Origin of the sequence: Psychromonas ossibalaenae ATCC BAA-1528 (assembly GCF_000381745.1) — a bacterium.
GTDB classification, from domain to species: domain Bacteria; phylum Pseudomonadota; class Gammaproteobacteria; order Enterobacterales; family Psychromonadaceae; genus Psychromonas; species Psychromonas ossibalaenae.
Genome location: NZ_KB906973.1, coordinates 55,938 through 80,760, shown reverse-complemented (window position 1 = coordinate 80,760; position 24,823 = coordinate 55,938). Strand labels below are relative to the sequence as shown.

Annotated in this window: 17 protein-coding genes; 12 read left to right on the top strand and 5 right to left on the bottom strand. The window is 41.2% G+C overall.

Annotation, left to right across the window (positions count from 1 at the left end; genetic code table 11):
- Positions 1 to 2: 2 nt before the first annotated feature.
- The gene (locus G327_RS0105370; protein WP_019613734.1) at positions 3 to 2,006 is read left to right on the top strand and encodes an alginate lyase family protein; all 2,004 of its coding nucleotides are present in this window, start codon (positions 3 to 5) and stop codon (positions 2,004 to 2,006) included.
- Here the strand turns inward: G327_RS0105370 and G327_RS0105365 are convergent, their stop codons facing one another.
- Positions 2,007 to 3,143 carry a GNAT family N-acetyltransferase gene (locus tag G327_RS0105365; RefSeq protein ID WP_019613733.1) on the bottom strand — a complete coding sequence of 379 codons (1,137 nt, stop codon included), beginning with the start codon at positions 3,141 to 3,143 and terminating at the stop codon, positions 2,007 to 2,009. It abuts the gene before it with no gap.
- A 121-nt stretch (positions 3,144 to 3,264) separates the two neighbouring features.
- On the opposite strand from G327_RS0105365, the gene G327_RS0105360 reads away from it, so the two are divergent.
- The 11 genes from G327_RS0105360 (at position 3,265) to G327_RS0105310 (ending at position 18,122) form a co-directional block, all read left to right on the top strand.
- A complete protein-coding gene (locus G327_RS0105360; protein WP_019613732.1) occupies positions 3,265 to 3,684 on the top strand; it encodes a fibronectin type III domain-containing protein in 420 nt (139 codons plus the stop codon).
- A 335-nt stretch (positions 3,685 to 4,019) separates the two neighbouring features.
- Positions 4,020 to 5,273: a UDP-N-acetyl-D-mannosamine dehydrogenase gene (wecC, locus tag G327_RS0105355; RefSeq protein WP_019613731.1), complete on the top strand. Its 1,254-nt coding sequence runs from the start codon at positions 4,020 to 4,022 to the stop codon at positions 5,271 to 5,273.
- A gap of 90 nt (positions 5,274 to 5,363) precedes the next feature.
- On the top strand, positions 5,364 to 7,439 hold the full coding sequence (prsK, locus tag G327_RS0105350; protein WP_019613730.1) for an XrtA/PEP-CTERM system histidine kinase PrsK: 2,076 nt from the start codon (positions 5,364 to 5,366) through the stop codon (positions 7,437 to 7,439).
- 138 nt (positions 7,440 to 7,577) lie between these two features.
- Positions 7,578 to 8,174: an XrtA/PEP-CTERM system exopolysaccharide export protein gene (locus tag G327_RS0105345; RefSeq protein WP_019613729.1), complete on the top strand. Its 597-nt coding sequence runs from the start codon at positions 7,578 to 7,580 to the stop codon at positions 8,172 to 8,174.
- Between the two features lie 2 nt (positions 8,175 to 8,176).
- Positions 8,177 to 9,718 (top strand): XrtA system polysaccharide chain length determinant, encoded by a 1,542-nt coding sequence (locus G327_RS0105340; RefSeq protein WP_019613728.1) that lies wholly within the window; start codon positions 8,177 to 8,179, stop codon positions 9,716 to 9,718.
- Between the two features lie 3 nt (positions 9,719 to 9,721).
- Positions 9,722 to 10,483 carry a CpsD/CapB family tyrosine-protein kinase gene (locus G327_RS0105335; protein WP_019613727.1) on the top strand — a complete coding sequence of 254 codons (762 nt, stop codon included), beginning with the start codon at positions 9,722 to 9,724 and terminating at the stop codon, positions 10,481 to 10,483.
- 10 nt (positions 10,484 to 10,493) lie between these two features.
- Complete coding sequence (locus tag G327_RS0105330; protein ID WP_019613726.1) at positions 10,494 to 11,783, top strand: TonB-dependent receptor; 1,290 nt, start codon at positions 10,494 to 10,496, stop codon at positions 11,781 to 11,783.
- Between the two features lie 26 nt (positions 11,784 to 11,809).
- Positions 11,810 to 13,162 (top strand): PEP-CTERM-box response regulator transcription factor, encoded by a 1,353-nt coding sequence (gene prsR, locus G327_RS0105325; RefSeq protein ID WP_019613725.1) that lies wholly within the window; start codon positions 11,810 to 11,812, stop codon positions 13,160 to 13,162.
- Between the two features lie 58 nt (positions 13,163 to 13,220).
- The gene (locus tag G327_RS0105320) at positions 13,221 to 15,869 is read left to right on the top strand and encodes a tetratricopeptide repeat protein (RefSeq protein ID WP_019613724.1); all 2,649 of its coding nucleotides are present in this window, start codon (positions 13,221 to 13,223) and stop codon (positions 15,867 to 15,869) included.
- Positions 15,870 to 16,369: 500 nt separating this feature from the next.
- Positions 16,370 to 16,891 carry a PEP-CTERM sorting domain-containing protein gene (locus tag G327_RS0105315; protein ID WP_019613723.1) on the top strand — a complete coding sequence of 174 codons (522 nt, stop codon included), beginning with the start codon at positions 16,370 to 16,372 and terminating at the stop codon, positions 16,889 to 16,891.
- Positions 16,892 to 17,084: 193 nt separating this feature from the next.
- Positions 17,085 to 18,122: a polysaccharide deacetylase family protein gene (locus G327_RS0105310; protein WP_019613722.1), complete on the top strand. Its 1,038-nt coding sequence runs from the start codon at positions 17,085 to 17,087 to the stop codon at positions 18,120 to 18,122.
- Between the two features lie 54 nt (positions 18,123 to 18,176).
- Here G327_RS0105310 and pyrE read toward each other — a convergent pair whose 3' ends face one another.
- The 4 genes from pyrE to G327_RS0105290 all read right to left on the bottom strand — a co-directional run bounded on the left by pyrE (position 18,177) and on the right by G327_RS0105290 (position 24,784).
- Positions 18,177 to 18,818, bottom strand: a complete 642-nt coding sequence (gene pyrE / locus G327_RS0105305) for an orotate phosphoribosyltransferase (protein ID WP_019613721.1) — start codon at positions 18,816 to 18,818, stop codon at positions 18,177 to 18,179.
- 5 nt (positions 18,819 to 18,823) lie between these two features.
- Positions 18,824 to 19,543 (bottom strand): ribonuclease PH, encoded by a 720-nt coding sequence (gene rph, locus G327_RS0105300; protein WP_019613720.1) that lies wholly within the window; start codon positions 19,541 to 19,543, stop codon positions 18,824 to 18,826.
- 129 nt (positions 19,544 to 19,672) lie between these two features.
- Positions 19,673 to 21,883, bottom strand: coding sequence for a transporter substrate-binding domain-containing diguanylate cyclase (locus tag G327_RS0105295; RefSeq protein ID WP_019613719.1), 2,211 nt, complete (start codon positions 21,881 to 21,883; stop codon positions 19,673 to 19,675).
- A 114-nt stretch (positions 21,884 to 21,997) separates the two neighbouring features.
- Positions 21,998 to 24,784: an insulinase family protein gene (locus tag G327_RS0105290; RefSeq protein WP_245542675.1), complete on the bottom strand. Its 2,787-nt coding sequence runs from the start codon at positions 24,782 to 24,784 to the stop codon at positions 21,998 to 22,000.
- Positions 24,785 to 24,823 lie beyond the last annotated feature (39 nt).

Genomic DNA, 24,823 nt, shown 5'->3' with positions numbered 1-24,823 from the left:
TTATGCAAAGCGCCTTTTGGTATATAAAGCGTCTTAATACCATGTCATATAAAGAAATAATCTGGCGTTTAAGATTATTAGCTAAAGCGCTTCTTGAACGACTACGTGTACAGTTCAAACAAATTCCTGAGGCTCAATTCCAGGCTGACTATAATCCTGATGCAGAGTTTAAACCGGCTTTTAAAGTCTTTGTTGGAGATATCAAAGAATTTAATGCTATATGGCGAGCTCCCCTGCTTTATAAAGCCGATTATATTATTGACCATCGGCTCAGTTTTTTCGATCTGCAGGAACATCACCTGGAATCACCTGTCAACTGGCATAAAGATCATGCAGCAGGCCGGCCAACCAGCCGTAAACATATTATGGCAGTAAATTACCGCGACATCGCGGTTAACGGCGACTGCAAACTGGTGTGGGAACCAAACCGCCATCATCAGTTTGTTGTTCTCGCTCGTGCTTACAAAATAAGCGGACAGTTAAAATATGCGCAAGCGGTTAGAGATCAGTTAAGCAGCTGGTTAGATAACAACCCGTATGGGTACGGTATGAACTGGTGTAATCCTCTTGAGCTGGGAATCAGACTTATTAACTGGGTATGGGCGATTGATTTAATTCAAGACTCTGGGTTATTTAGCGGTCAGTTTAAGAGACGAGTATTAAATAATGTTTTTCTGCACTGTCGTGATATAAGTGCAAAGTTTTCTCAAGGCTCTTCTGCAAATAATCACCTAGTAGGCGAAGCGGCCGGTGTTTACATCGCTTCAAGTTATTTTTCGATGCTCAAAGATGCACCAGCCTGGCGCATTAAAAGTAAAGCGGTATTAGAAGCTGAAATACAGGCGCAGACTTTTGCAGACGGCTGCTCCAGAGAGCACGGATTCGGTTATCAGTTTTTTGTTTTTCAGCTGTACTTAATATCCTCGCTGGCTGGACAATGGCGGCAGGAGAACTTTTCAAGCGCTTATCACAACACCCTAAACAAAATTGCCGAGTTTATTGCCAGAGTTGCTCAGGGTGGTGAAAATTACCCGATGCTGGGTGATCAGGATGACGGTTACGCTCTGGATCTTGGTGATCATGTCCATAATATTAACACTCTCTGCGATATTGCATCTCACCTTTATGATAAACAGATATTCACTACAGGCTGTCAGCAGCCCAGCGAAACAGCCTTCTGGTTATTTAACCAGAGAAATGCTCATCGTCAGAAAATGCTGCCCGAGCAGACTAAAAACTTAATATCACATCAGTTCAATGAGTCCGGTTATTCTCTTTTACAGGCTGGTAAACAGACTGAACAAGACCAGGTCAGTATTTTGTTCGACTGTTCAGAACTGGGGTATACATCCATTGCAGCTCACGGCCATGCCGATGCATTGAGCTTTGTTATGCGCATTAACGGCAAAGATCTGCTGATCGACAGCGGTACTTATGATTATTACAGCTTTCCGCAGTGGCGGTCACATTTTAGAAAAACCAGGGCGCATAATACCCTTGAAATTGACGGCCAGGATCAGTCAGTTATGACCGGCCCGTTTATGTGGGAGCAGCATGCTCAAGCCAGCTGTTTACTTTGGAAGCCTAACAGCTGTGGTGGAAAAGTCACCGGTCAGCATAACGGTTATCAGCGCCTGCCCTCCCCCGCTATTCACCAGCGTAGTCTCGAACTGAATTCACAGAAAAAACAGTTACAGATTACTGATAAAATCTATACCCAAGGGCAGCACGATATAGCAATCTACTTTCATCTTTCAGAGTACTGTAACGATATAACAATTAACGGCCATATCTGCACCCTAACCCTGGCTGAAGAAAACATAACCATTTGTCTACCCGAAAATTTACAACTGTCAGCGGTGACGGGAAAAAACGAAGAAGATGTCCATAAGCCCTCATTAGGCTGGATAAGCCGCGGTTATCATCAAAAAGAGCCTATAACAACTTTAATCGTCAAAGGCAGCACGACAGGCGAGCAGCAGTTTAAAACCATTATAAACTGGTGATTATTTGCAGCTGCAGGGTTTTAGATAACGGCCGGTCGGCCATATTTTTTTAATATAAAACGGCAGATTCAAAGCTTTACTCTGCCAGATAAAAAGATTAACGCCGAGCTTTTTTTCGGCAAGCCAGCGGCGTTTATGATCGCTATATTCACCGAGAAAATCATAACAGCTTAACTTTTCCTGCCGACAGTATGAAAATGCAGAGTAACGTAAAACCTGCCCGCTTCCCGGCAGAAATTTAGGGTTATACCCCTCCTGAAGCGCCAGAAAGTCATTGTTATAAACATAACCCAGCTGCATGGCCTGTATCTCATTATTACTTTCTAAGCTAAATAAACGCAGCCAGCCTTTATTTAATGCCAGCGGCACAAATAAGCGGTAAAAGGCGACTAACTCAGGACGGCGCTGAAAGGAACCGCTTGACCCTGCATGCGACCAATGTTGATTATGTAAGCTAAACAGCTTATCGAGCTGCTGAGGTATACCACTGTCCGGATCATTGATAGTAGTCTGCCACGTCCCGAGTTTATCAAGACGCCTGCTGGTTTGACGGATATTAGTGCGCAGGCTTTTCGACAGCTTAGGTAAAATACCAGTTCTAAACTGCTCTAACGGTACCTGAGAAAACTCAACAAGCCGTTGATTATAATGAAGTGATTTTACTTCCGTTAACGACTGCAGAAGCGTTTTTCCTCCCTCACTCCAGGCCGCAATATTAGTAAACCATATAAAGTCCCAAAGAGTCTTAACTTCAGGAGAAAGCAGGTGACGCCATAACCTGGCTTTAATCACTGTACTGTTATCCCGATCAACAATAAAATTGGAATATTCAGAGCCGATTGCCTGATCTCCGGCAAACCTCAAGGCGTTATAGGAGAGCAGATGAGCAAGTTGATACTGCTGAATATAAAAGGGAGCAATGCCGACAATCTCACCTGCTTGTTCAATCACGATAATTAGCGGTTTAATAAGTGACTTACGGCTGTTACGCCAGCAGTTTATCCACTCCCAGGTCAGGAATATATTGTCAGCATCAGACTGTTTAAGCAGTCTATTCCACTCTATTTTGATATTTTCAAAATCATGCCATTCACTGATAACACGAATATGAGATAATTGGTCTGCATTTATCTGCATGCGTCTCCCTGCATTCCATTCAAAGCTTTTTTGCTGCTGCTGAAAAATTTGACTTGTGAATATTATTATCTATCATGTTCAACTGTTCAATTTTCAACCACCACTAAGCGTAAGCCAGTAAATGAATTATTCAAAATCGTCACAAACTTCAAGCAAATTTTATATCCTAACTTTTTTCGGCTTATCGGCTCTACTGCTGAGCGCCTGCGGCGGCAGTTCGTCAGAACTATCCGCTTCAGATGCAAATGCGGATAATATAACAGCTCAGACAGGGCAAAGCGGTTCCACTGTCAAGATTAGCTGGGAAGCACCTGTTTTCAATGAAAACGGCTCAGAGCTGACTAATTTATCCGGTTTTAAAATCTACTACGGACAATCTGCACAGCAGTTAGATAATATGATCATTATTAATGATCCACAGCAGACCTTTATCGAAATAGATACACTGTCGGCAGACAGACTTTATTATTTTTCTATAACTGCATTTAATGATTTAGGCTTTGAAAGTCAGCACACAAATCCTCTACAGTTCCAACCATAATATTCACAATTAACAGTGTCAGTATGAGAGGTAAATCACTTAATTAAGTCTTACTAAAAAAACAGACCAGCAAAAAAATTCATTCCTGGACTAAGCTTCTTATAGATAAATTCAGCGCTTATCTTGTGCTAACAGCAGTTCAATAACCACATCCTATACTGCTCTCAAGTTTATTAATAAGCGCTCTAATATCTACTCTTACAGATACAACTCAAGCAATTGAAAACTTGTCGGATAATTGTAAATAAGCACAATCATTACTATGCTGATTACACTTTAACTGTTTGATATTACTGAATTGACCTAATGAAAACCAACAATACACGGGGTGCCTTATGAGTTTTGAAAAAGTGTCGGTAATCGGGCTTGGATACATAGGACTACCAACAGCGGCGATTCTTGCATCCCGAGGTATGAGTGTGATCGGCGTAGAAGTTAATCAAAAAGCGGTCGATACCATCAATGCCGGAAAAATTCATATTGTCGAACCTGACCTGGATATTGTTGTGCGCAGCGTTGTGTCTACCGGTAACTTACGTGCGGTAACCACTGCAGAGCCGGCAGATGTTTTTATACTTGCAGTACCCACCCCTTTTATCCACAGTAATGATGACAGTCATCATCCGGATCTTCATTATATTGAAGAAGCGGCTAAGACCATCGCACCGGTCCTGGAAAAGGAGAATCTGATTATTTTAGAATCAACATCTCCAGTAGGAACCACTGAAAAACTGGCAGACTGGTTAGCCGAAGCACGTCCAGATTTATCCTTTCCTCAGAACAGCGGGGATGCGGCCGATATTAATATTGCACACTGCCCGGAACGGGTTTTACCAGGTCATGTGCTGCAGGAATTAGTTTCCAATGACCGGGTTATCGGCGGCATGAGTAAATCATGCAGTGATAAAGCGGTTACATTTTACGGCACCTTTGTCCGCGGCGAGTGCATTATCACAAATGCCCGAACAGCAGAGATGGCAAAATTAACCGAGAACTCTTTTCGAGACGTTAATATTGCATTTGCCAATGAGTTATCCGTCATCTGTGACAAATTAAAAATAAACGTATGGGAACTGATTAAATTAGCTAACCGTCACCCTAGAGTAAATATTTTAAATCCCGGGCCCGGCGTCGGCGGTCACTGTATTGCCGTGGATCCCTGGTTTATTGTTGACAGCTGCCCGGAAGAAGCCAACCTAATTAAACAAGCACGCTTAACTAATGATCATAAACATGTTTACGTAATCGAACAGATAACCCGCGCGGCAGATGAATTTAAGCGTCCGGTTATTGCCTGCTTAGGGCTGGCTTTTAAAGCGGACATTGATGATCTTAGAGAAAGCCCGGCCTTACAGATCGTTGAGCAGTTAGCCAAAAACAAAATTGGCCAGTTAATTGCGGTAGAACCTAATTTACGCTCATTACCTGAGCATCTGCTAAAAATGGGTGTTGAGTTTACTCATTTAGAGCATGCACTGGAAATCGCTAATGTTGTGGTTGTACTAGTGGACCATAAAGAATTTAAAATCGCGGCAGATAAAACTCACTTTGCAGCCACCATGGTGATTGATACCCGCGGGATCTTATAAATAATACAGCAGTAAAAAACGCTTACTTAAGTAATTAAACAAAAATCAGCAGCTGCCGTCAGTTACTATAATTTCGAGGTAAGGCGAATAATGATCGATTATTACTTAAAACTAACTATTTTTGATTTATTAACAGTCTGTGTTGAAATTGCATTAGCGGTTACCGCTTTAATTAATATCAAAAACATAAAATTAAAGCTTAGTTTTACTGCTATGGCGGTTTCTGCCGCTCTCTGGCACATTAGCTTAGCAAGCAGCCCTGTCACTCTTACTGCGCTGAGCTGGCAGTTTCAGAACCTTGAAATTCTGCGTTACAGCAGCTGGCTAGCTGTTCTTATTTATCTGTTAATACATTCACGAAAAACAAAAATTCCGCTGCAGTGGCCGTTGAGCATAAATATATGTACGACACTCTGTCTGATCATTTTTTGCTACGGATTAACCCGCAGTTTAGCTGAATTCCCCTATCCTATATTATGGCTTTACGTAAAAATACTGTTCTGTTTAGCCGCTATTGTCATGGCCGAACAACTGCTTAGAAACCCCGATTCCAGCCGTATAGCAAAGTTTGTCGGACTCGTTGTGATCACCCAGGTTGCTTATGATACTTTGGTTTACTGCAATTTACTGCTGCAGATCAGCAACAGCAACAGTCTCTGGTATGCGCGTGGATTTATCAGCAGCAGTACCTCGCTGCTGCTTACTCTCAGTATTATTATTTATCCGTTTAAACAGCGTCAAGAAAGTCAATTTAAGCTTTCAAATACAGTGATCCTGTTTAATACCAGCTTTATTTTAGCGGGTACTTTTTTAGTTTCCATGTCATTACTCGGCTTTGCCGTTAAATCACTTAGTATTCAATGGGCTGAAGTTCTGGAAATATTATTCTACGTGATGGCGGTATTTGCGATTGCAACTTTGTCATGCATGGAAAAATTTAGACGAAGAGTCAATGTCTGGACCAGCAAACATTTTTTCACTCACAAATATGACTATCATAAGCAGTGGATAAAACTGGATATTCTGCTTTCCAAAAAAAAACAGGAAAGCAATAGCTATGAGACAGCATTGCTGGCCATGACAACCTTATTTGACTGCAATAAGGGTGGAATATGGATAAAAGGACAGCAGTTTTTCTCTCTCGTAGCAGTAAAAAATCTAGACTTACAATCCACCCTGCCGATTGAATCTAACGACAGTGATTTTATTCAGATAATGGAACAGCAGGAGTGGGTTTTTCAGGCCCCCCGCTACTCCAGCGACACTGATAACTCCTATAACGGGCATCTGCCGGAATGGTTTGTTAATACAGAGAATGCCTGGACGATTGTCCCCCTTAATAACCGTAATGACCTGATTGGTTTCATCGTATTATGCAAAGAATCGGTTTTATCATGCTTAACATGGGAAGATTTAGACATCCTGAAACTTACCGGAAGACAAGTCGCCAGTTATATTGATCATCAGCAGGCATCGGAAAAATTAATTCAGAATAAAAAATTTGATCTGTTTAACAAGGTCACCGCTTTTGCAATTCACGATATAAAAAACCTGGTCGCACAGCAGCGCCTGATGATAAAAAATGCCGACAAATTCAAGCATGAACCCGAGTTTGTCAGCGACGTAATTTTAACCATCACTAATTCAGTAAAAAAAATGGATCAGTTGTTAATTAAACTACAGGGAAACCCGCAGGGAAACATGGAAAGGGTCAATGTTAATGATGCTCTGTTAAATGCGCTGGAAATGAATTCCAATGGTTTTCCCAAACCGGTCTTGTCCATTAACGGGCCGACAGCCTTTGTTATGGCGGACCCGGACAAATTATTAATGGTCATCAACCATCTTATAAAAAATGCTCAGGATGCCACGCCGGACAACGGTTCAATCGCGATTAAATTAAATACGCAAAAAGAAGCTTTATGGTTAGAAATCAAAGATTCAGGCTGTGGAATGGAGCAATTTTTTATAAATGAACTATTATTTAAACCGTTTTCTAGTACAAAAAAAAATGAAGGCATGGGACTAGGAGCCTATCAGATAAGAGAGCTAATACACTCGTTACAGGGAGAGCTTTTTGTTGAGAGTGTTAAAGAAAAAGGCACCACATTTTCCATCTATTTACCCTTAAATATCGCAGAAAAAGACTTAAACAAATCGGCTTAGCGTTTTCAGAATACAGGGACATTCAATAAGCAGATTAAGACATCTCCCTGATGCCGATAAACGATAAGTATTTTAGGAATTGTGAATATCAAATTAGTTTATAACTTTAAATTAAACGGATAAATGATAGAGGGCTATATGAAAAAAATACTACTAATTCTACTCAGTGTTACGATCCTGGCTTCTTGTGCCACCTCAATCGAAACGCCAGAGCAAGCTGTTGATGTTCCGGAATATACGATTGGCACAGGAGATCAGCTGTTTATTAATGTCTGGCAGAATCCAGACCTATCAATGACAGTGCCGGTGCGCCCCGATGGAAAAATCTCAGTGCCTTTAGTGGGTGATGCGACAGCGGTTGACCTTTCAGCAGAAGATTTAGCAGCTGTGCTTACCAAACAGCTGGAAAAATTTATCCGTCAGCCTAAGGTAACCGTTATTGTTATCTCCGCAGAAAGTGCCGAGTTTTTAAGTCGAGTCCGCATTACCGGTGCAGTGCAGCTCCCGCAGTCCATTCCCTACCGCCGCGGCATGACCATACTAGATCTTGTACTTCAAGCCGGGAGTTTAACTGCTTTTGCCGATGGAGATTCAGCTCTTCTGTACAGAAAAACTAAAGATGGTACTAAGCGCTATTCCATACAGATCGATAAAATCATTAAGAAAGGCGACATCTCAACTAATTACGAGCTTCAGCCGTCAGACATCCTAATCGTCCCAGAGAGTATATTTTAATTATGGAACATACCGATATATTAAAGTACTTTGTTACTGCATGGCGGGAAATATGCCAGCGTAAATTCAAAACGGCATTTATTATCACGCTGTTAAGCTTTGCTGTTATGGCAATAGGTATATTTAAACCGTCAGTATTCAAAAGTGAAGTAACTATTTACGCTGATACTCAAAATGTTATTAAACCTTTATTAGGTAAGCAGACGGAAGTTACCCGCGTAAAACAAAACCGCACGGATCAGGTTCGTGACATAATTTATTCACCACGCCAGTTAACTAAGGTGATGAACAAAATCTACGGTAAAAATGCATTTCCTGAAGGTACAGACAAAGAGAATAAATTAACTGAATTGCGCCAGAAATTAAGTATCGAAAGTATCTCCGGCAACTACATCAGAGTTTCATATGAAGATGATACCGCCGATAAAACCTTTCGCCTGCTTAATGAAGTTGTGCTGCTGTTTATTGAAGACAGTGCCAATACCAAACGAGAAGAGAGCCGCAGCGCATTTAACTTTATAGAGCAGCAGGTTGACAGCTATAAAAAGCAGCTGCTGTTAGCTGAACAAAGATTAAAAAACTTTAAATCAACGCACTTAGACGGCACAGAATCAGAAGTTGAAACACGTATATCAACAATACGTGCCGATATTGAAGATATGAAAATTCAAAAAATGGAAAGCTTAACGCGTATTGCATCATTCAAAAAACAGCTGTCGTCACAGGATAAGTTTTCCGCAAAAGATTATGAAGCGGCCCTTTATCATACACGACTTAAGGAACTGCAGCAGGAGCTCGCTAACCTGCTGTTAGTCTACAAGGACGACTACCCGTCCGTCATTGATCTGAGATACCAGATTACAGACCTCAGGGAAACCATCGAAGAACTAAACTCAGCAGAGAAAACGCAGTCGGACAACGGCGCTGAGTTTAACCCTTTATATAAGGAAATAAGCAGTAAATTATCCTCTGCTCAAGTTGAACATACCACCATTAATAATCGCTTAAACGCCTTCAAGGCATTACTCGCTGAAGCTTATGATCGCCGCAAACGTATTGCCAATAATCAAGCTGAGCTTGCTGAGTTAAACCGGGATAACAGCGTTACTAAGGTATTATATGAAGATATGCTGGCCAATAAAGAAAAAGCCCGCCTGTCAATGGTCTTAGATATTGAAGGACAGGGGGTAAACTACAAAATTCAGGAACCGGCTACTTACCCGACAACAGCATCCGGACCTAGATTCCTACACTTTGTTATCGCCGGTCCTATTCTGTCTTTCCTGCTTCTGATAATCATATTTATTATCAAGGGGTCGCTTGACGGCAAGGTGAGGTTTTCATCACAGCTGAGTTCATTCGAGGGAGTTCCACTGCTTGCCTCAATCAGTCACAGTATGAATCATTCAGAAATACAAAAACGGCGTATTCATAATATAACCCTGATGTTTTACATGTTATTCGCCATGGCTTTATATGCGGGTGCAGCCTTTATGTATAAATATGATATTCCGGCATCTCAACTGCTCACGCTTTGGAGCTAAGACATGACATTAAAAAGTGTAAATAATGACAGTACACAGTTAAGTGATAACAACCATATCGTTGCGGCTAATATAGAAAAAAAGAGCCGTATGCAGATCTGCAAGATGAAAGAGGAGTTTCTACTCACTCCGGAAGAGCTTGATGAGCGTAAAATTATTTATGCCAGCTGCAGCAACTATAAAACACTCAATGATTACCGCGAACTGCGCACTAAGTTGTTAAAAGTTTCCAATAACAATAATTTCATCTGCATGATTTCCAGTATTAATCCTGATGCTGGTACAACCTCAATCGCTATCAACCTGGCGGCCAGCATTGCACTTGACCGTAGTAAAACTGCCGTAATAATCGACTGTAATATCCATGCATCAGAACTCAATAACTATTTTAAAGTTACACCAAGGCTCGGCTTAACCAACTTTCTTGCTCAGGATACAGATGATATGGAAGAGATCATTTACCCGTCGGGTATTCCGCGTGTAAGAATGATCCCGGTAGGCATCAGAACAGAGCATGCGGCTGAATATTTTTCTTCTGAAAAAATGGAGCTGTTTATGGCGCGGATAAAACAGCGCTATCCAGACAGGTTTATTATACTCGATGCACCGCCGATAGGACTGTATGCAGAAGGACAGATTTTAGCTTCACTTTGCGACTTTGCGATTCTAGTTGTTCGCTACGGTCAGTCAAATACGGCACAGGTACAGGCCGGAATTGACATTATCAGTACCGACAAACTTGCCGGTCTTATTTTTAACAACTGATGGTATGTCTATGAAAACTCTATCCATGCAAATTTACAACGGACTGTTATCTCTCGCTTTATTTTCCCCCTCTTTATTAACAGCGGCAGAGCAGGAAAGCAGTCAGTTACCAGCACCAAAAAATTTCATCCAGTTCGGTGCTGAATATAACTATAGTGACAACATCTATAAAACAGCAGAAAATACGCAAAGCAGCGGTCGTAAACGAGCAGATGTTGAAGTTAGCTATGCAAAAATAAATGAAACAAATAACATTGCTCTTAACTATCGCGCAGAATATACCGACGAAAGTAACAGTTTGCTGGATGACAGCAAATTCTGGGCCGGTAAAGGGATTTTTTCTCAAGAAATATTTACTAAAAATCTGCTGCTTGGGCTCAGCCATGATAGAGAGCGTTTTGTTGTTGATGAAAATATAGCCTCTTTGTCTTCAAATGAAACTGAACGAGATATCTTTACTGTAGAGCCGCAGTGGTTCATCCCCTATACCGAGCGTTCAAAATTCATTTTAAGCGCTGCGCATAGTCAGGCAAGGTTTCATGAATTCAGCAGTAAAAATAATGACAGCAACTCGGGACAGGTCAGCTGGCAGCACCAGTTAAAAAAAGAGCTGCAGATCCAGTTTTCCTACAGTAACGGCAAGGTCGAGTTTGAGACAGACACCAACAGTTACAAGACACAAATATTCAGTTCGCAAATATCAGGAAAGCACCGCATGGGAAGTTACTCACTCAGTGTTGGTAAGAGCCTGGTTGATTATCAGAACGCAGAATACGATGGTTTAAATTACGGCTTAACAGCCGATGCACTGATCAAGCAGCATTTATTAATCTTAAGCGCCAAAAGAGAGCTGACTGATTCCTCACTGCGGGAAGGTAATAGTAATGAACTTGATTTTTTCCAAAATCAATTAGTGTGGACCACACAAGCCAGTCTGTCTCATCAATACACTATGTTTGACGACCATTTAACCAGCAAATCCTCTATATACTTTAACAAAGATGAGTCCATCAGCAGCATAAACGAAACTAGGGACTCTGACAGCCAGGGCATAAATACTCAGCTTGACTGGCCGATAACGGATAAATGGAGCGCCAATGTATTTGTCCATTATAAACTATCCGATCTGTACAGCGGGGAACAAAAACGCCAGATGGAAGCATCAGTTTCCAGTCGCTATAACTTCACAGACTCATTATATATTCAGTTCCGTATTGACTGGGAGGATCAGAAATTTGATCGAAGTGAAGCGGACAATACAGAGCAGAACTACGCAACACGCATCGTATTTATATACTAAATGTCAGTGTATTTAAGGAAAGTATTTTGAAAAAAGATGACGAGGCGAGTTTATTAATTGTCGAAGACGATATCGGCTTACTGACCCAGTTAAAATGGCACTTTTGTGATTATAATATCGTTACAGCCACCACATTAAGCGAGGCGGTCGTCGCGATCAGGTTACATGAGCCCAAAGTAATGGTGCAGGATCTTGGCCTGCCTCCGGACGAGGACGGGGTTACTCAAGGGTTTGACCTGCTGCAGCAGGCCCTGCATATGAACCCCTATATGAAAATTATTGTCATGACAGGTAATGACAGTAACGAACATGCACTTAAAGCAGTTAATCTTGGAGCCTATGACTTTTACAGTAAACCCGTTGATCCGCAGACACTGGATCTTATCGTGCAGCGGGCATTTCATATGCATCAGCTAGAAACAAAAAATAGAGAATTTAACCAGGCTAAAAGCAGTACACTTGAAGGTTTAATCACCACCGACGATAAAATGTTAAAAGTATGCCGATTGATAGAAAAAGTCGCACCAACTAATGCTGCATGTTTATTACTCGGCGAAAGCGGCACAGGAAAAGAGGTTTTAGCTAAATCACTGCATGCTCTTAGTCCCCGTAATGAGAAACGTTTTGTGGCAATTAACTGCGCGGCGCTGCCTGAAAATTTATTTGAAAGTGAGCTTTTCGGATATGAAAAAGGCGCATTCACGGGAGCAGTAAAAAGCACTCCTGGAAAATTTGAACTTGCCAACGGCGGTACGGTATTTCTAGATGAAATAGGTGAAATGCCACTGCAGCTGCAGTCTAAGCTGCTGCGCTTTCTACAGGAGAAAGTCATTGAGCGCGTCGGAGGACGAGAATTAATTCACCTTGATACACGAATTGTCTGTGCAACTAACAGAGACCTTGAAGCTATGATGGCAAACGGTGAGTTCCGTGAAGATCTCTATTACCGGATAGCTGAAATACAGATTGATATACCAGCCTTAAGAGAGCGTAGTGCCGATAAAATATTACTTGCACGTTATTTACTGAAAAAGTACACCCAGGAGCAGAATCTGAAAATTATCGGTTTTACTGAGGATGCCATTAACGCTATCGAAGAACACTTCTGGCCGGGTAATATTCGCGAGCTTAGCAATAAAGTTACACGGGCCGCAATTATGTGTGAACAGAAATATATCAGCGCTGAAGATCTTGGTTTGAAATTAGCAAACCAGACACCGCTGAACTTAAAAGTAGTTCGTCAGAATGCAGAGATACAGGCCTTAAAAAGAACATTAATCACCACAGAAAATAATGTCTCAGCAGCAGCAAAATTATTAGGAATTACCCGACCGACACTATATGACCTAATGAAAAAATATAATTTAAATCAGAACTAGCTAACAAACTATTAATCCGATTTTTCACTAAAACAGGGTTTTATTTAAGGAGCTCTTAATGAAGGCAACTTACTGCAGTGATAAAATAAGAATTGTTTTATCAATAATAATACTTATCTGCGCAGCTTTACTGTCAGGTTGTAATGAATCTCCCGATTCACAAAAAGGCAACCTGGCAATGTACGTCCAGCAGGGAAAGTCTTATCTTCAGCAGCACCAGTTTCAAGCAGCCTTTACCGCTGCCAATAAAGCAGTTAAAGCAAATCCGGACAAAGTTGACGGTTACCTTATTTTAGCAGCTACTTATCAAAAATCCGGTCAAGCTGAGCAGAGTATTAAAGTACTTGAAAGTTATTCCGGCGTTAAAGAAAGTGAGTATTATTTCTCCCTGCTCACAGCCTATCAAAAATCAGGTAAACTGACTTCGTCTAAGAAAATTATTAACGGACATCAACAGCTGTTAGCCGTAGAGCCTCAGCGTTTTGCATTTGCGCAGGCTCAGCAATGGCTGTATTCAAATAAACTACAGGAAGCACTGCAGGCTTTTAATCAGTTAGTAAAAGACCCAGATTATGAAATTGACAGTATGCTTGGCATCGCTCGTATCGAAGCTGTGTCGCAGAACCACGACGGCGCACTGAAGATCCTTGATGATATTATTGAACTAGCGCCGACAAACAGTGAAGCTTTAATTCTGAAAAGTCGTGTCTATATTGATAAGGGAGATTATATTAATGCTGAACAAACACTTTCTCTAGCATTAAGTGCATTACCGTCAGCAGATATATTCACCCCCGACAGGATCGAAATACTGCAGCGTTTAACCGATGTTTTAACCCTGCAGGGACGCAGCGCAGAGGCGATGATCTATTCACGAATATTAGCAGAAGAGTTTCCCGGAGCCGAGTCTGTAAGACAGCAGTATACCGTCGCGCTGGAGTTATTTAAAAAAAACCAGTTAACAGAAGCCAAAAAGGTTTTACAGGAGATTATTGAGACAGCCCCCTCCCATAAAAAATCGAATACGCTGCTGGGGCTGATACTCTACAGTGAGGGTGATATTAATAATGCAGAAAAGCATTTATCCGATGTGGTTGATCCAGAAACCTCCGCAACTAAGCTTACGGAACTCTATGCCGTTGCCCAGCTAAAGCTTAACAAATCCGATGACGTTTTAGCTTTATTAGAGAATATGCCGAAGGAACAGTACAATAATGATACCTGGGCACTTTATGTGACAGCAGCTATTAAAGAAAAACAGTTTGAAAAAGCTGAAACAGCCCTCAATCAAGCAAGAAAACTACATCCAGATGCAGCGCAGCTAATATTACTGCAGGCTCTTTACTACAATCGTTTAACCACACCGCAGCCTGAAAAAGCATTACAAACCTTGAGCGCAGCATTACAGGCATCACCGGCAGATCCGAAACTGCAGACGGCTTATATTAAACAACTGCTGATTTTAAAACGCACATCAGATACAGATAACTACGTTAAACAACTAGCACTTTCCTATAAAAACAGCACAGAAACTCAACTAATTGTTGCCAGTTATCGAATTCATCAGAAAAACTTCAGCGATGCCGAACAGATTTTAAACAAAATAAGAACAGCTGAAGCAGGTAATATTCAGGCGCTTTACAGCTTAAGTTACATCTATCAAATTCAGCAGAAATGGCAGCTTAACTTATTAAATTTCAAAGAAATAGTTCATCTTTATCCTCAGGAGATTCAAGCTTACCGAGGTTTGGTTTTAAGTTTAATCCAGCTGCGCTTAGATCCGTTCAAATCTGAAAACCATTTTCCGGGTAATCATGAGCCTTCAATACTCGCGCTGACATTAGCAAATTTAGCCCTGCAGCAGAATAAGCTGGACTTAACAACCCAGCTTAGCCAGTCAGCAGACAAAGGTTTACCGGAAAAATATCAACCGCTGTTAAATAAACTGATACAACAGCTTAATATGAAGAAAGCATCCGCAGCGCTCGCCAGGGAAGATTATAAAAATGCGCGGATAATACTTTTAGACGCGCTTAAAGAATCTCCTGAGGAACAGAGTCTGCTGGGTTTATTAGCAAATGTCGAGATTCGTTCCGGACAATACGAAGAAGCGCAGAAGATTACTGATCAGATCGCAGCTTTACTACCGGACAGTCCTCTATCTCATATACTGCAGGCAGACCTGCACCTAGCGCAGGACAGGCCGCAGCAGGCGGTAGATTCATTACAGAAAGAATGGCAGGAGAAAAAGAATGAATTCATCGCAGAAAAAATTTATCAAACCTTAAATAAAACAGATCCCGCAGCCGCGGTGAAATATCTTGCTGACTGGCGAAAAGAAATACCCGGCAGCCTTAGGGCCATACGCCATGATGCTATCTATCAGCAGAAACAAGGCAAGACAAAACAAGCTCTGCTGCTTTATGAAGAGATACTAAAAAAAGCACCAAACGAAGTAACAAGCCTTAACAATGCCGCCTGGATCTATTTTGAACAGGGTAATGATCGAGCCGTCAGCTTAGCCAAAAGAGCTTATAATATTAATCCAACTAACGGCGCTATTGTAGATACTTACGGCTGGATATTATTTAATAATGGCCAGCAAGCTGCTGGTAAAGCGTTAATCGAGAAGGCTGTGCAGCTCGCGCCAGATGAGCAGGCAATCAAAGAGCACTTAAGGCAAATCAATAATAAAACAGTAAACTAGTTTGCTGTTCAGAGAAACCTGAATTTGAAATGCTGCATACCCGGACTGCCTGGGTATATAGCATTTCATAATGACTTTCATTAATACTAACTGTTTGATCCTGCTAATGTCGAAAAATATTACACTGACTGCAAATAAAGAGGGAGTAATTATCTCAGGTAATCTCTTACGGAGCATATAACAACAAAACAACTTCTATTTATAATCAAATAGTTACAATTCCAAACATCAAATAACCAGCAAAAACATCTGTGGGTTACAGCACACATATGCCTAGCCCCCCTTTCGCAGCTGCTTTCCAGGCTGTATACAGTCATTAAGCCAAATCTCGACTTTAACTGACGAGAAACTTTACAATTAATTTTTCCGAGCGCCAAGAAAAACATATAAGCATATGATAAAAATAACATTTACTAATTTGGCACTATTTATGCTGTAGTTATGGAAAGTAGTACAAATTTATGTTCGTACCATAAGTGATTATTAGTGAGGGGAATGAAATGGAAAAATTTATTTCAACATTTTTTATATCAACAATGCTTTTACTTAGCAGCTTAACAGTATCGGCACTCCCACTACAGGAAATAGATGGTTCAATTGATTTTTTCGGTACTTCAAGCAATACGGTTGTTGCTGGGGTAGTGACTAAAATTGATTTTTCCACTGTTTTAGCAGCATTAACAACTGGTAATTTTATAGGCAGCGAGGGTATGGCAGTTACTTTTCTAGACATGCCGTCTATTGGACCTGTCAATGCGCTATGGGTCGTAAATGGTTTTACTTTTGATCTTGATGTAGTCGTTAAGAACGTCGTAGATGGAGAGGGCATAGTAGTTACCGGGAATGGGACTCTACACCATGCTAACTATCTTGATACTGCGGCTCAGTGGACATACACAAGTCAAGTGAGGGAAGGCAGAAAGACAACCTTCTCCGCAACCGTTCCCGCTCCGGCAGGTGCTGCTCTATTGGGCTTGGCATTAATTGGTTTTGGTTTTGCCCGCCGTAACAAAAAACAGTAAAGCTAGACTAAAGTAGCATCATCATTACAAAAGCCCTGGAACGATTTTTATTGCTCTAGGGCTTTTCTCTGCATACCAACATGCGACCAATACCCAAAGACAGAGATTGTCGAAACTTCACAGTTTCCGCCAATAACAACTCACTGAAAAAGAACTATTATTTATACGTGGAAAAATAATTGGAATAAACAAAATGGCAAAGAAAAAAGTTAAATTACTGATCAGCTTAGATTATGAACTTTTTTTTGGTAATAAAAGCGGCAGTGTCGAACACAGCCTGATCCGGCCTACCCAGTATTTACTTAATGTTGTAAATAAATATGACACCAAAATAAGCCTGTTTGTTGATGCCGGTTTTTTAATTAAGCTCAAACAATACAGCGCTGATTTTCCTATCCTGACAGATCAATACGCATCAGTAAAAAAGCAGCTGAAGTCACTTTCCGAACAGGGTCACGATATACAGCTGCATATCCATCCGCACTGGCAGGACAGCAGCTACAGCAGCGAAGGCTGGCTAATTAATACTAAACGCTACCGCCTACATGATTTTTGCCCTCAGGAGCAGGATGAAATAGTGACAAGCTATAAGCAGGAGCTTGAATCATGCACTGAACAGGAAATATTTGCTTTTCGTGCAGGGGGCTGGTGCCTTCAGCCTTTTGAAGAAATTAAACAGTCACTTGAAAATAATAATATTTGGTTAGACAGCACCCTGTTTACAGACGGTTGCTGTGATGATCCCAGTCGCAGTTTTAATTTTAAAGGAATGCCGGACAAGGCCTGGTGGCGCTTCACGGATGATCCGTTAACAGAGCAGCAGGACGGATATTTTACCGAACTGCCTATCAGTGCCATTAAAACATCTCCGCTGTTTTTTTGGAAACTTGCATTTCACAAGCAGCTTTCCAGCAGTAAATTTTCTCCATTTGGTGACGGTAAGGCTATCATTCACGACAAAAGTTATTATATACAGCGCTTAAGCAGAACAACCTGCGGTCCTGTATCACTTGACGGCTGTAAGGCCGGACAACTAGATAAAGCACTTAACGAGCATAAAAATAAAGCAGATCCGCACGCTGTTTTTAATGTTATGGGCCACCCTAAAAGCTTAACCCCCTACTCGCTGGAAAAACTGAATATCTTTTTAAAAGAGCACCATGAACTGCAGTCAATAACCTATCAGGATCTACATCATCTAAGAGATACTGCAGCTAAAAGTAAGATATAAAAAAACCACTATAAATAGTGGTTTTCCGGGGCTGTTTGAATTTACAAATAAACTCTAAACGCCGTATTTCTCACGATATGCCTGAACGGATTGAAGATATTCCTGCATTTCTGGTTTAGCCTGCAGATAAGTTACCAAATCTCCCAGCTGCACAATTGAAATAACTTTAGCACCGTAATCTCGTTCAACTTCCTGAATCGCAGAAAGCTCTGCTTTACCTTTTTCCTGGCGATCTAAGGCAATCAATACACCAGCGAGCTCTGCATTGTGCGCTTGAATGATATCCATTGATTCACGAATAGCGGTTCCAGCCGTGATAACATCATCAACCAGCATTATTTTCCCTTTAAGATCAGAGCCGACTAAGCTGCCGCCTTCACCGTGAGTTTTCGCTTCCTTACGGTTAAAGCAGTACGGCAGGTCTAAATCGTAATCATTTGCTAATGCAACTGCTGTGGTTGTCGCAATTGGAATACCTTTATAAGCAGGACCAAACAGAAGATCGTAATCAATACCAGAATCCATTAATGCGGCTGCGTAGAAACGTCCTAAGCGCGCCAAATCCAAACCACTGTTAAACAGCCCTGCATTAAAAAAGTAAGGACTGGTACGGCCTGATTTTAATGTGAATTCTCCAAATTTAAGCACTTCTTTTTCGATTGCAAATTCAATAAACTCTTTCTGATAATCTTTCATCCGAATTATTCTCCTGCTAATGCTTTATTCTGTTCAGCGATTAATGTCTCAATACCGTCTTTTGCAAGGCTTAACATAGCAAGAAGCTCTTCGTGGCTGAATGCGCCGTCTTCTGCAGTGCCCTGAATCTCAATCATACCACCGCTATCTGTCATCACTACATTCATATCTGTTTCGGCATTCGAATCTTCATCGTAATCTAAGTCACATACCGGCGTACCTTTGTAGATACCTACAGAAACAGCTGCAATCATCTGCTTAAGCGGACTTGTTTTCAATTTCCCTTCCTTAACCATCCAGTTAAGCGCATCAGCTAATGCGATACATGCACCGGTAATAGATGCCGTACGTGTACCGCCGTCTGCCTGAATAACATCGCAATCAACAGTGATCATATTTTCACCTAAAGCTTCAAGGTCAACCGCGGCACGTAATGAACGTGCTATCAGGCGCTGAATTTCTAAGGTGCGTCCGCCCTGCTTACCTTTAGCCGCTTCCCGCATATTACGAGTATGAGTTGCACGTGGTAACATTGCATATTCAGCCGTTACCCAACCTTTACCCTTACCTTTTAAAAAACGAGGCACTGAATCTGAAACAGATGCGTTACAAAGTACCTTAGTATTACCCACTTCAATTAATACTGATCCTTCAGCATATTCAGTGTAATTACGAGTGATTTTGATATCGCGGTTTTGCTCTGGAGTACGGTTGCTAGGGCGCATAAATTAAAAAGCCTTCTTAGAAAATGAGTGCTTATTATACCCATTCTAATTCAAGATGCTAATTCACAGCCCTGCTGAAAAACGGGCTGTAGATAAGATCAAAATGAATCAAGGCCAGTTGAAAAGAGACTAATTATTTCCATACTGCACCATCTGGTTATAACCTTTTTCCTGAGCTTTAAATAATGCGCTGTCTGCCCTGCGCAGCAGTTCATCCGCCTGATATTTGTCATCATAAACAAGTGTTGCGCAGCCCGCACTCATAGTTAAAACAGACGAGGAAGGTAAACCTTTATGCGGTAACGCCCATCGCTGCAGTACAGCAAACAGATCAACAGTCAGCGCCTGTGCCCCTTTGTCACTAGTTTCAGGCAGGATCACAATAAACTCCTCTCCACTGTAACGCGCTAATAGATCCGCCGGACGGTTAATGACCTCCTGCAGACGTCGGGCCAATTCAATTAAACAGCTGTCACCTGCAAGTCGTCCATATTGATCGTTAAAACTCTTAAAATGATCGATATCCAGCATCACCACAGAGAGCGGCAGCTTAGAACACCTTGCCCTCGCCCATTCCTTATTCAGCACCTCAGTAGAGTAATAATGATTAGGCAGCCCGGTCAGAGTATCGCGCATCGCCAACTGCTGCAGTTTTTCCTGCATATCAAGGAGCTGGCGGTTCGTCCGGGTTAATAACAGCGAACGCCAAACGAAGATAAAACAGATCACGGCGGCGGCGGCTAAAACAGACCACAACCAGGTTAAACTGTTTTTTTTGTCATAAACCAAAGGCTGCCAGCGGTTGATAATCTCCTCGTGCTGCCGCACTGAAATGCTTGCTATTACCTTATTAAAAACGCCAAGTAAAACACGATTAGATTCCTGAACAGCTAGAGATAAAGCATATTTATGTTCAAACTTATCAGCAATTTTAAGTTCCGGGTAATATTTTTGAATCTGTCTGACCATCACAGGAAGAGAATCAATAAAGCCGTAAATTTCTCCGCTCTCAACCGCGTTTAGCCCTGCCTGCTGCGATGAAAACTCGCGCAGATTGCCCTGCGGATAATTTTCTTCAAATACATCCTTATAGGAATAATCTTTAACAATGCCTAAGGGTTTATCTAATACCTGCTCAAGCTTGTGTATTGAACGTTCTTTTTTCGTCACCAGCACCTGTGGAAAACGCAAATAAGGGTATGAAAAGTCCAAATAACGTTCGCGTTTTTCACTTCGGCTGATCACCGGAATAAAATCACACTTTCCCTCTTTAAATAACTGTAGAGTTTCCGTCCACGAGCTGCTTTTGATCAGATGTACCTCATTAGCAATGCGCTGCTTAAACAGCTGTAGAAAATCAGCACCCATACCGACATACTGTCCGTCCCGAATTCCTTCTATAGGCAGCCAGTTCGGATCAACGCACATATTCAGATCCCCCTTACGCTGCAGATAACGACGCTCAGTTTCACTGAATTCGGGCATTTTCTGCTGAAAGCTGGTATCTACAAACTGTTCATTCTGCTCTTCAGAAATAGACCATTTTTTCTGTAATTGAACTAATTCTTCATCCGTAACCGCTAATAAACCTTTATTTAAAATATCACGTAAACCAGGATTACTTCTATGAACGCCCATATATTGATGCAGATGATTAAAGACATAATGATCAAATAGCGGTACGTTTTTTACGCCGCTGATAAAGTAGCGCTGAATATAATAGTTAAGCACCGCATAGGAATCCAAAACCGCATCAACATGACCTAGTACCAGCTGCTCAACGGACTCTTCTGTACTGTTGGTTAAAAGCAGATTAATCTCAGGATAGTGAGTGCGCATTAACTCCTCATATGAGAAACCGCGAACCACTGCTATATTTTTATCCTTCAAATATTTAAAGTCTGCATAGTGAGATTTCTCATTAGAAGTGAGCAGACCGTCAATTGCTTTTAACGGATTATACTGGGTAAAAAGAGCATATTGTTCACGTTCTGGAGTGATCTTAATATTGGTGATTAAGTCGATTTCACCATTTTCCAGCATGCCTAGATAATCATTCCAATGATAACCCGGCACAAACTGTATTTTTAAGCCGGCTTTTCGTGCAACCAGGCGAATCAAATCATTAGAATAACCTTTGGCCTGGTTATGTTCGGTAAAGTTAAAAGGGTGCCATGATTTTTCTGCATGTACCTTAATGACTGGAGCATTTTGTAAATATAACCTCTCCTGTTCAGTGAAAGATATATCAGCAGCGGCGGCAGAAAATGTTAAACAGGTTACAAGAATACCAAAAACTGATATTAATGATTTACGAAAGAGTAAAATAAAAGGGATCATGAAAAATACACTCTGAAACTTAAGCCACCTGTTTGATCAATATTTTATCAAACAAGTAACTTAAACAACTGAGTCTTTAGATGGTTTTGTGAGCAGAGACTCTATATATACCCGTTACTTGGGTAATTTATCTATATCAGTAATCTTCACTTCACCAGAGACAGTTAAACGAGGCTCTTTTATGAACTTCTCCCCCTGTACCTGAATGAAAACAGACTGGGTCTTACCCTTGTGCACAAAAACATCCTGATAAAACTTGGTGATATCAGCTAATGAAGTTTCCTGCAGACACTGAATATAAACCTGTTTATTATTTATCTCTTTTTTAACACTTAACCACTCATTAATCAGGTAAGCAAATTCTCCTGACATTGCTGTAGGTTTCGCTAAGTAATTAGCAATATGCGCTTTTTTAATGGCGGCGAATTTGTCTTCACCGGTTGCTTCAATAACCTTTTTAAAATTATCCAGAAAAGCATTAAAACGAAGATGCAGCTGTGCATTGCTGGCTGCTGGACTTTGCGTAAACAGGCCGAAGGCAACATGATCATTTACAGGAAAAGTAGCAGTAAACGGAGAGTAAGTCAGCTGTTCCTGCGTACGGATCTGATCGTAAAAAGCCGGGCGCAGTATCTTATTCAACAGTTCAGCGGAAGCCAGGGGCTTATCGCCTTTCTGTGTTGTAAGATAAATACTTGCTAACGCGTCATCCTGCATTTCGGAGCTTAACTGATAGTTTAATGCCCCCTGATTAAGGTCTGCATTTAAACGTTTAATAACATAAAAATCGTCAGCTTGAACATTTACCATTTTTTCTACGGATGCACTTAATTCAAGCACCTGACTGCTTGTTAAATTACCTAACGCAATCAGACGTAAAGCCGAACTGTCAAACAACTGTTTGATAAACAAATCAACATCATTTAAGGTCAGAGTTTCTACCTCTGCAAGCAGAGTTTGATCAGACCATGCCGGCTGACGCACAACCTGCCTGAAACCATCAAGCGCCAGATCCATCGCTTTAATTTTCGCTTTATTATTCAGCCGCCTATGCATATCCTGCTTTGCAAGAGTGAGTGACTGTTCACTAAATTCAGCATTTTTCAGCTGTTTTAATACCGTCAGCAGCAGTTTATCCTGTTTATCGCTGTATCCTGAGGTACTGATCACCAGGCCGTTTGAACTGCTCAGAGCAAAACCTAATCCCGCTTCCTGCGTGACAAAATTCAGCTCTGCAAACTGCTTTCTAAGCATATTCAGGAGCAGGTTCATGGTCACACGAGATTTAGCACTCTGATCAGCTATATTACTGTTAAGCTGTAATTTAATAATCGCTTTCGGCTCATCAATATATTCACTTTGTTGAAACCACACTGAGTGACCTGGTTTATTAACCAGCTGCAGCGCTTTTTCAGTCTGCTGTTTTTTTACCAAAGTTAAATTTTCCGGCTGCCATTCATTACTTTTCGGCAGTACCAGTTCAATTGTTTCAGCCTGCTTTAACCAGGCCTGCTGAGTCTCGACTGTAACAGCACTTTTAGCATACTCCCCTTGATAATATGGAATTTGTGTACCGCCTTTCGCCTGCGGACTTAATTCAAATAGTCGGCTGTTTTCAGGCGTTAAATAAGATAAGAGTTGAGCGATAAATTTTTCATTAAAGCTGTCCAGACGATATGGAAAAAACAGCAGATCACGGCTCGGATATACCTGCATATTCGCCGATAATGCCATTACATAATTAAAACCAGAATTTTTAGTTAAAAATTCAAAACGTTGATCTAAACTTTTTTTCTGCTCCTGATACTGTTGTTCATTAATGCCCTGTTCTTTAATTAAGTCTATGAAAGCAAACAGACTGGCGATAATAGTATCCTGCTCTTTTAAACCTTTAGTTGTTAACTTGAACTGCATAGAAAATTTAGAGTACTGTTCGCTATGTGGCGCATAAAAACTGGACATGACAGAATCAGCTAAACCTGCTTTCTGCAGATAATCAGACAAACCGCCTTTATGATCCGAACCGAGAAGACGACTGAGATAACCACCTGGCTGATACATATATTCATCTTTTACGCTAGGCACTAAAAAGTTAACCTGCAGTATCTTCAAGTCTGCTGTGGGTTTCATTTCCACTTTTAGTGCCAACTCTTCTGCCGTTAACATGGGGGTCACGATAACCGGTTTCTGCGCATTTTTATTTGGGATCTGTGTTAAGTATTCACTAGCAGCTTTCTGCAGTTCTTCAATTGAACGCGGCCCGGTCAGTGCGACTTTCATTAAATTAGCTGAATAGTACTCCGCAAAAAACTGTTCCAGCTCCTGCTGTAGTTTACTGCCCGGTTTATCGATCAGCGTGGTTAAATCTCCGGTACTGAAGCGTGCCGCTGGATAATCAGGATTCAAGGTATAACGCTGCAGAGCGTAAAGTTTACGCATATCGTTATCAAAATAGGTTTTATGTTCTGCATTTACCGTATGTCTTTCTTTTTCAGCATATTTTTCATCGAGCAATGGCGCACGCATAACATCACCAAGACGATCTAAAGCTTCATCAAAGGAGCTGTCATTAACTTCAAAACCGTAAACAGTGCTCTCCTGAGATGTATAAGCATTAGTATAACCGCCATGTTGACTCATAAACTTACTGTATTCATTGATAACAGGGTAACGCTCTGAGCCCAGAAACAACATGTGCTCTAAATAATGTGCAAGACCAAGCTGACTGTCCGGATTATGCATGCTGCCTACCGGTACCGATAACGACGCAGAGCTATTTTCTAAATCAGGATCGGATACCAGCAGCACTTCAAGATCGTTACTCAAACGAATCTTCTGATAACGGCGATTATCATTTGGACTCTGCATAATCGACTCATTGATAATTTCAAAAGATTTCATAGTAGACTCAGTTTTATTTTTGTCGGCGGCAGATAACAG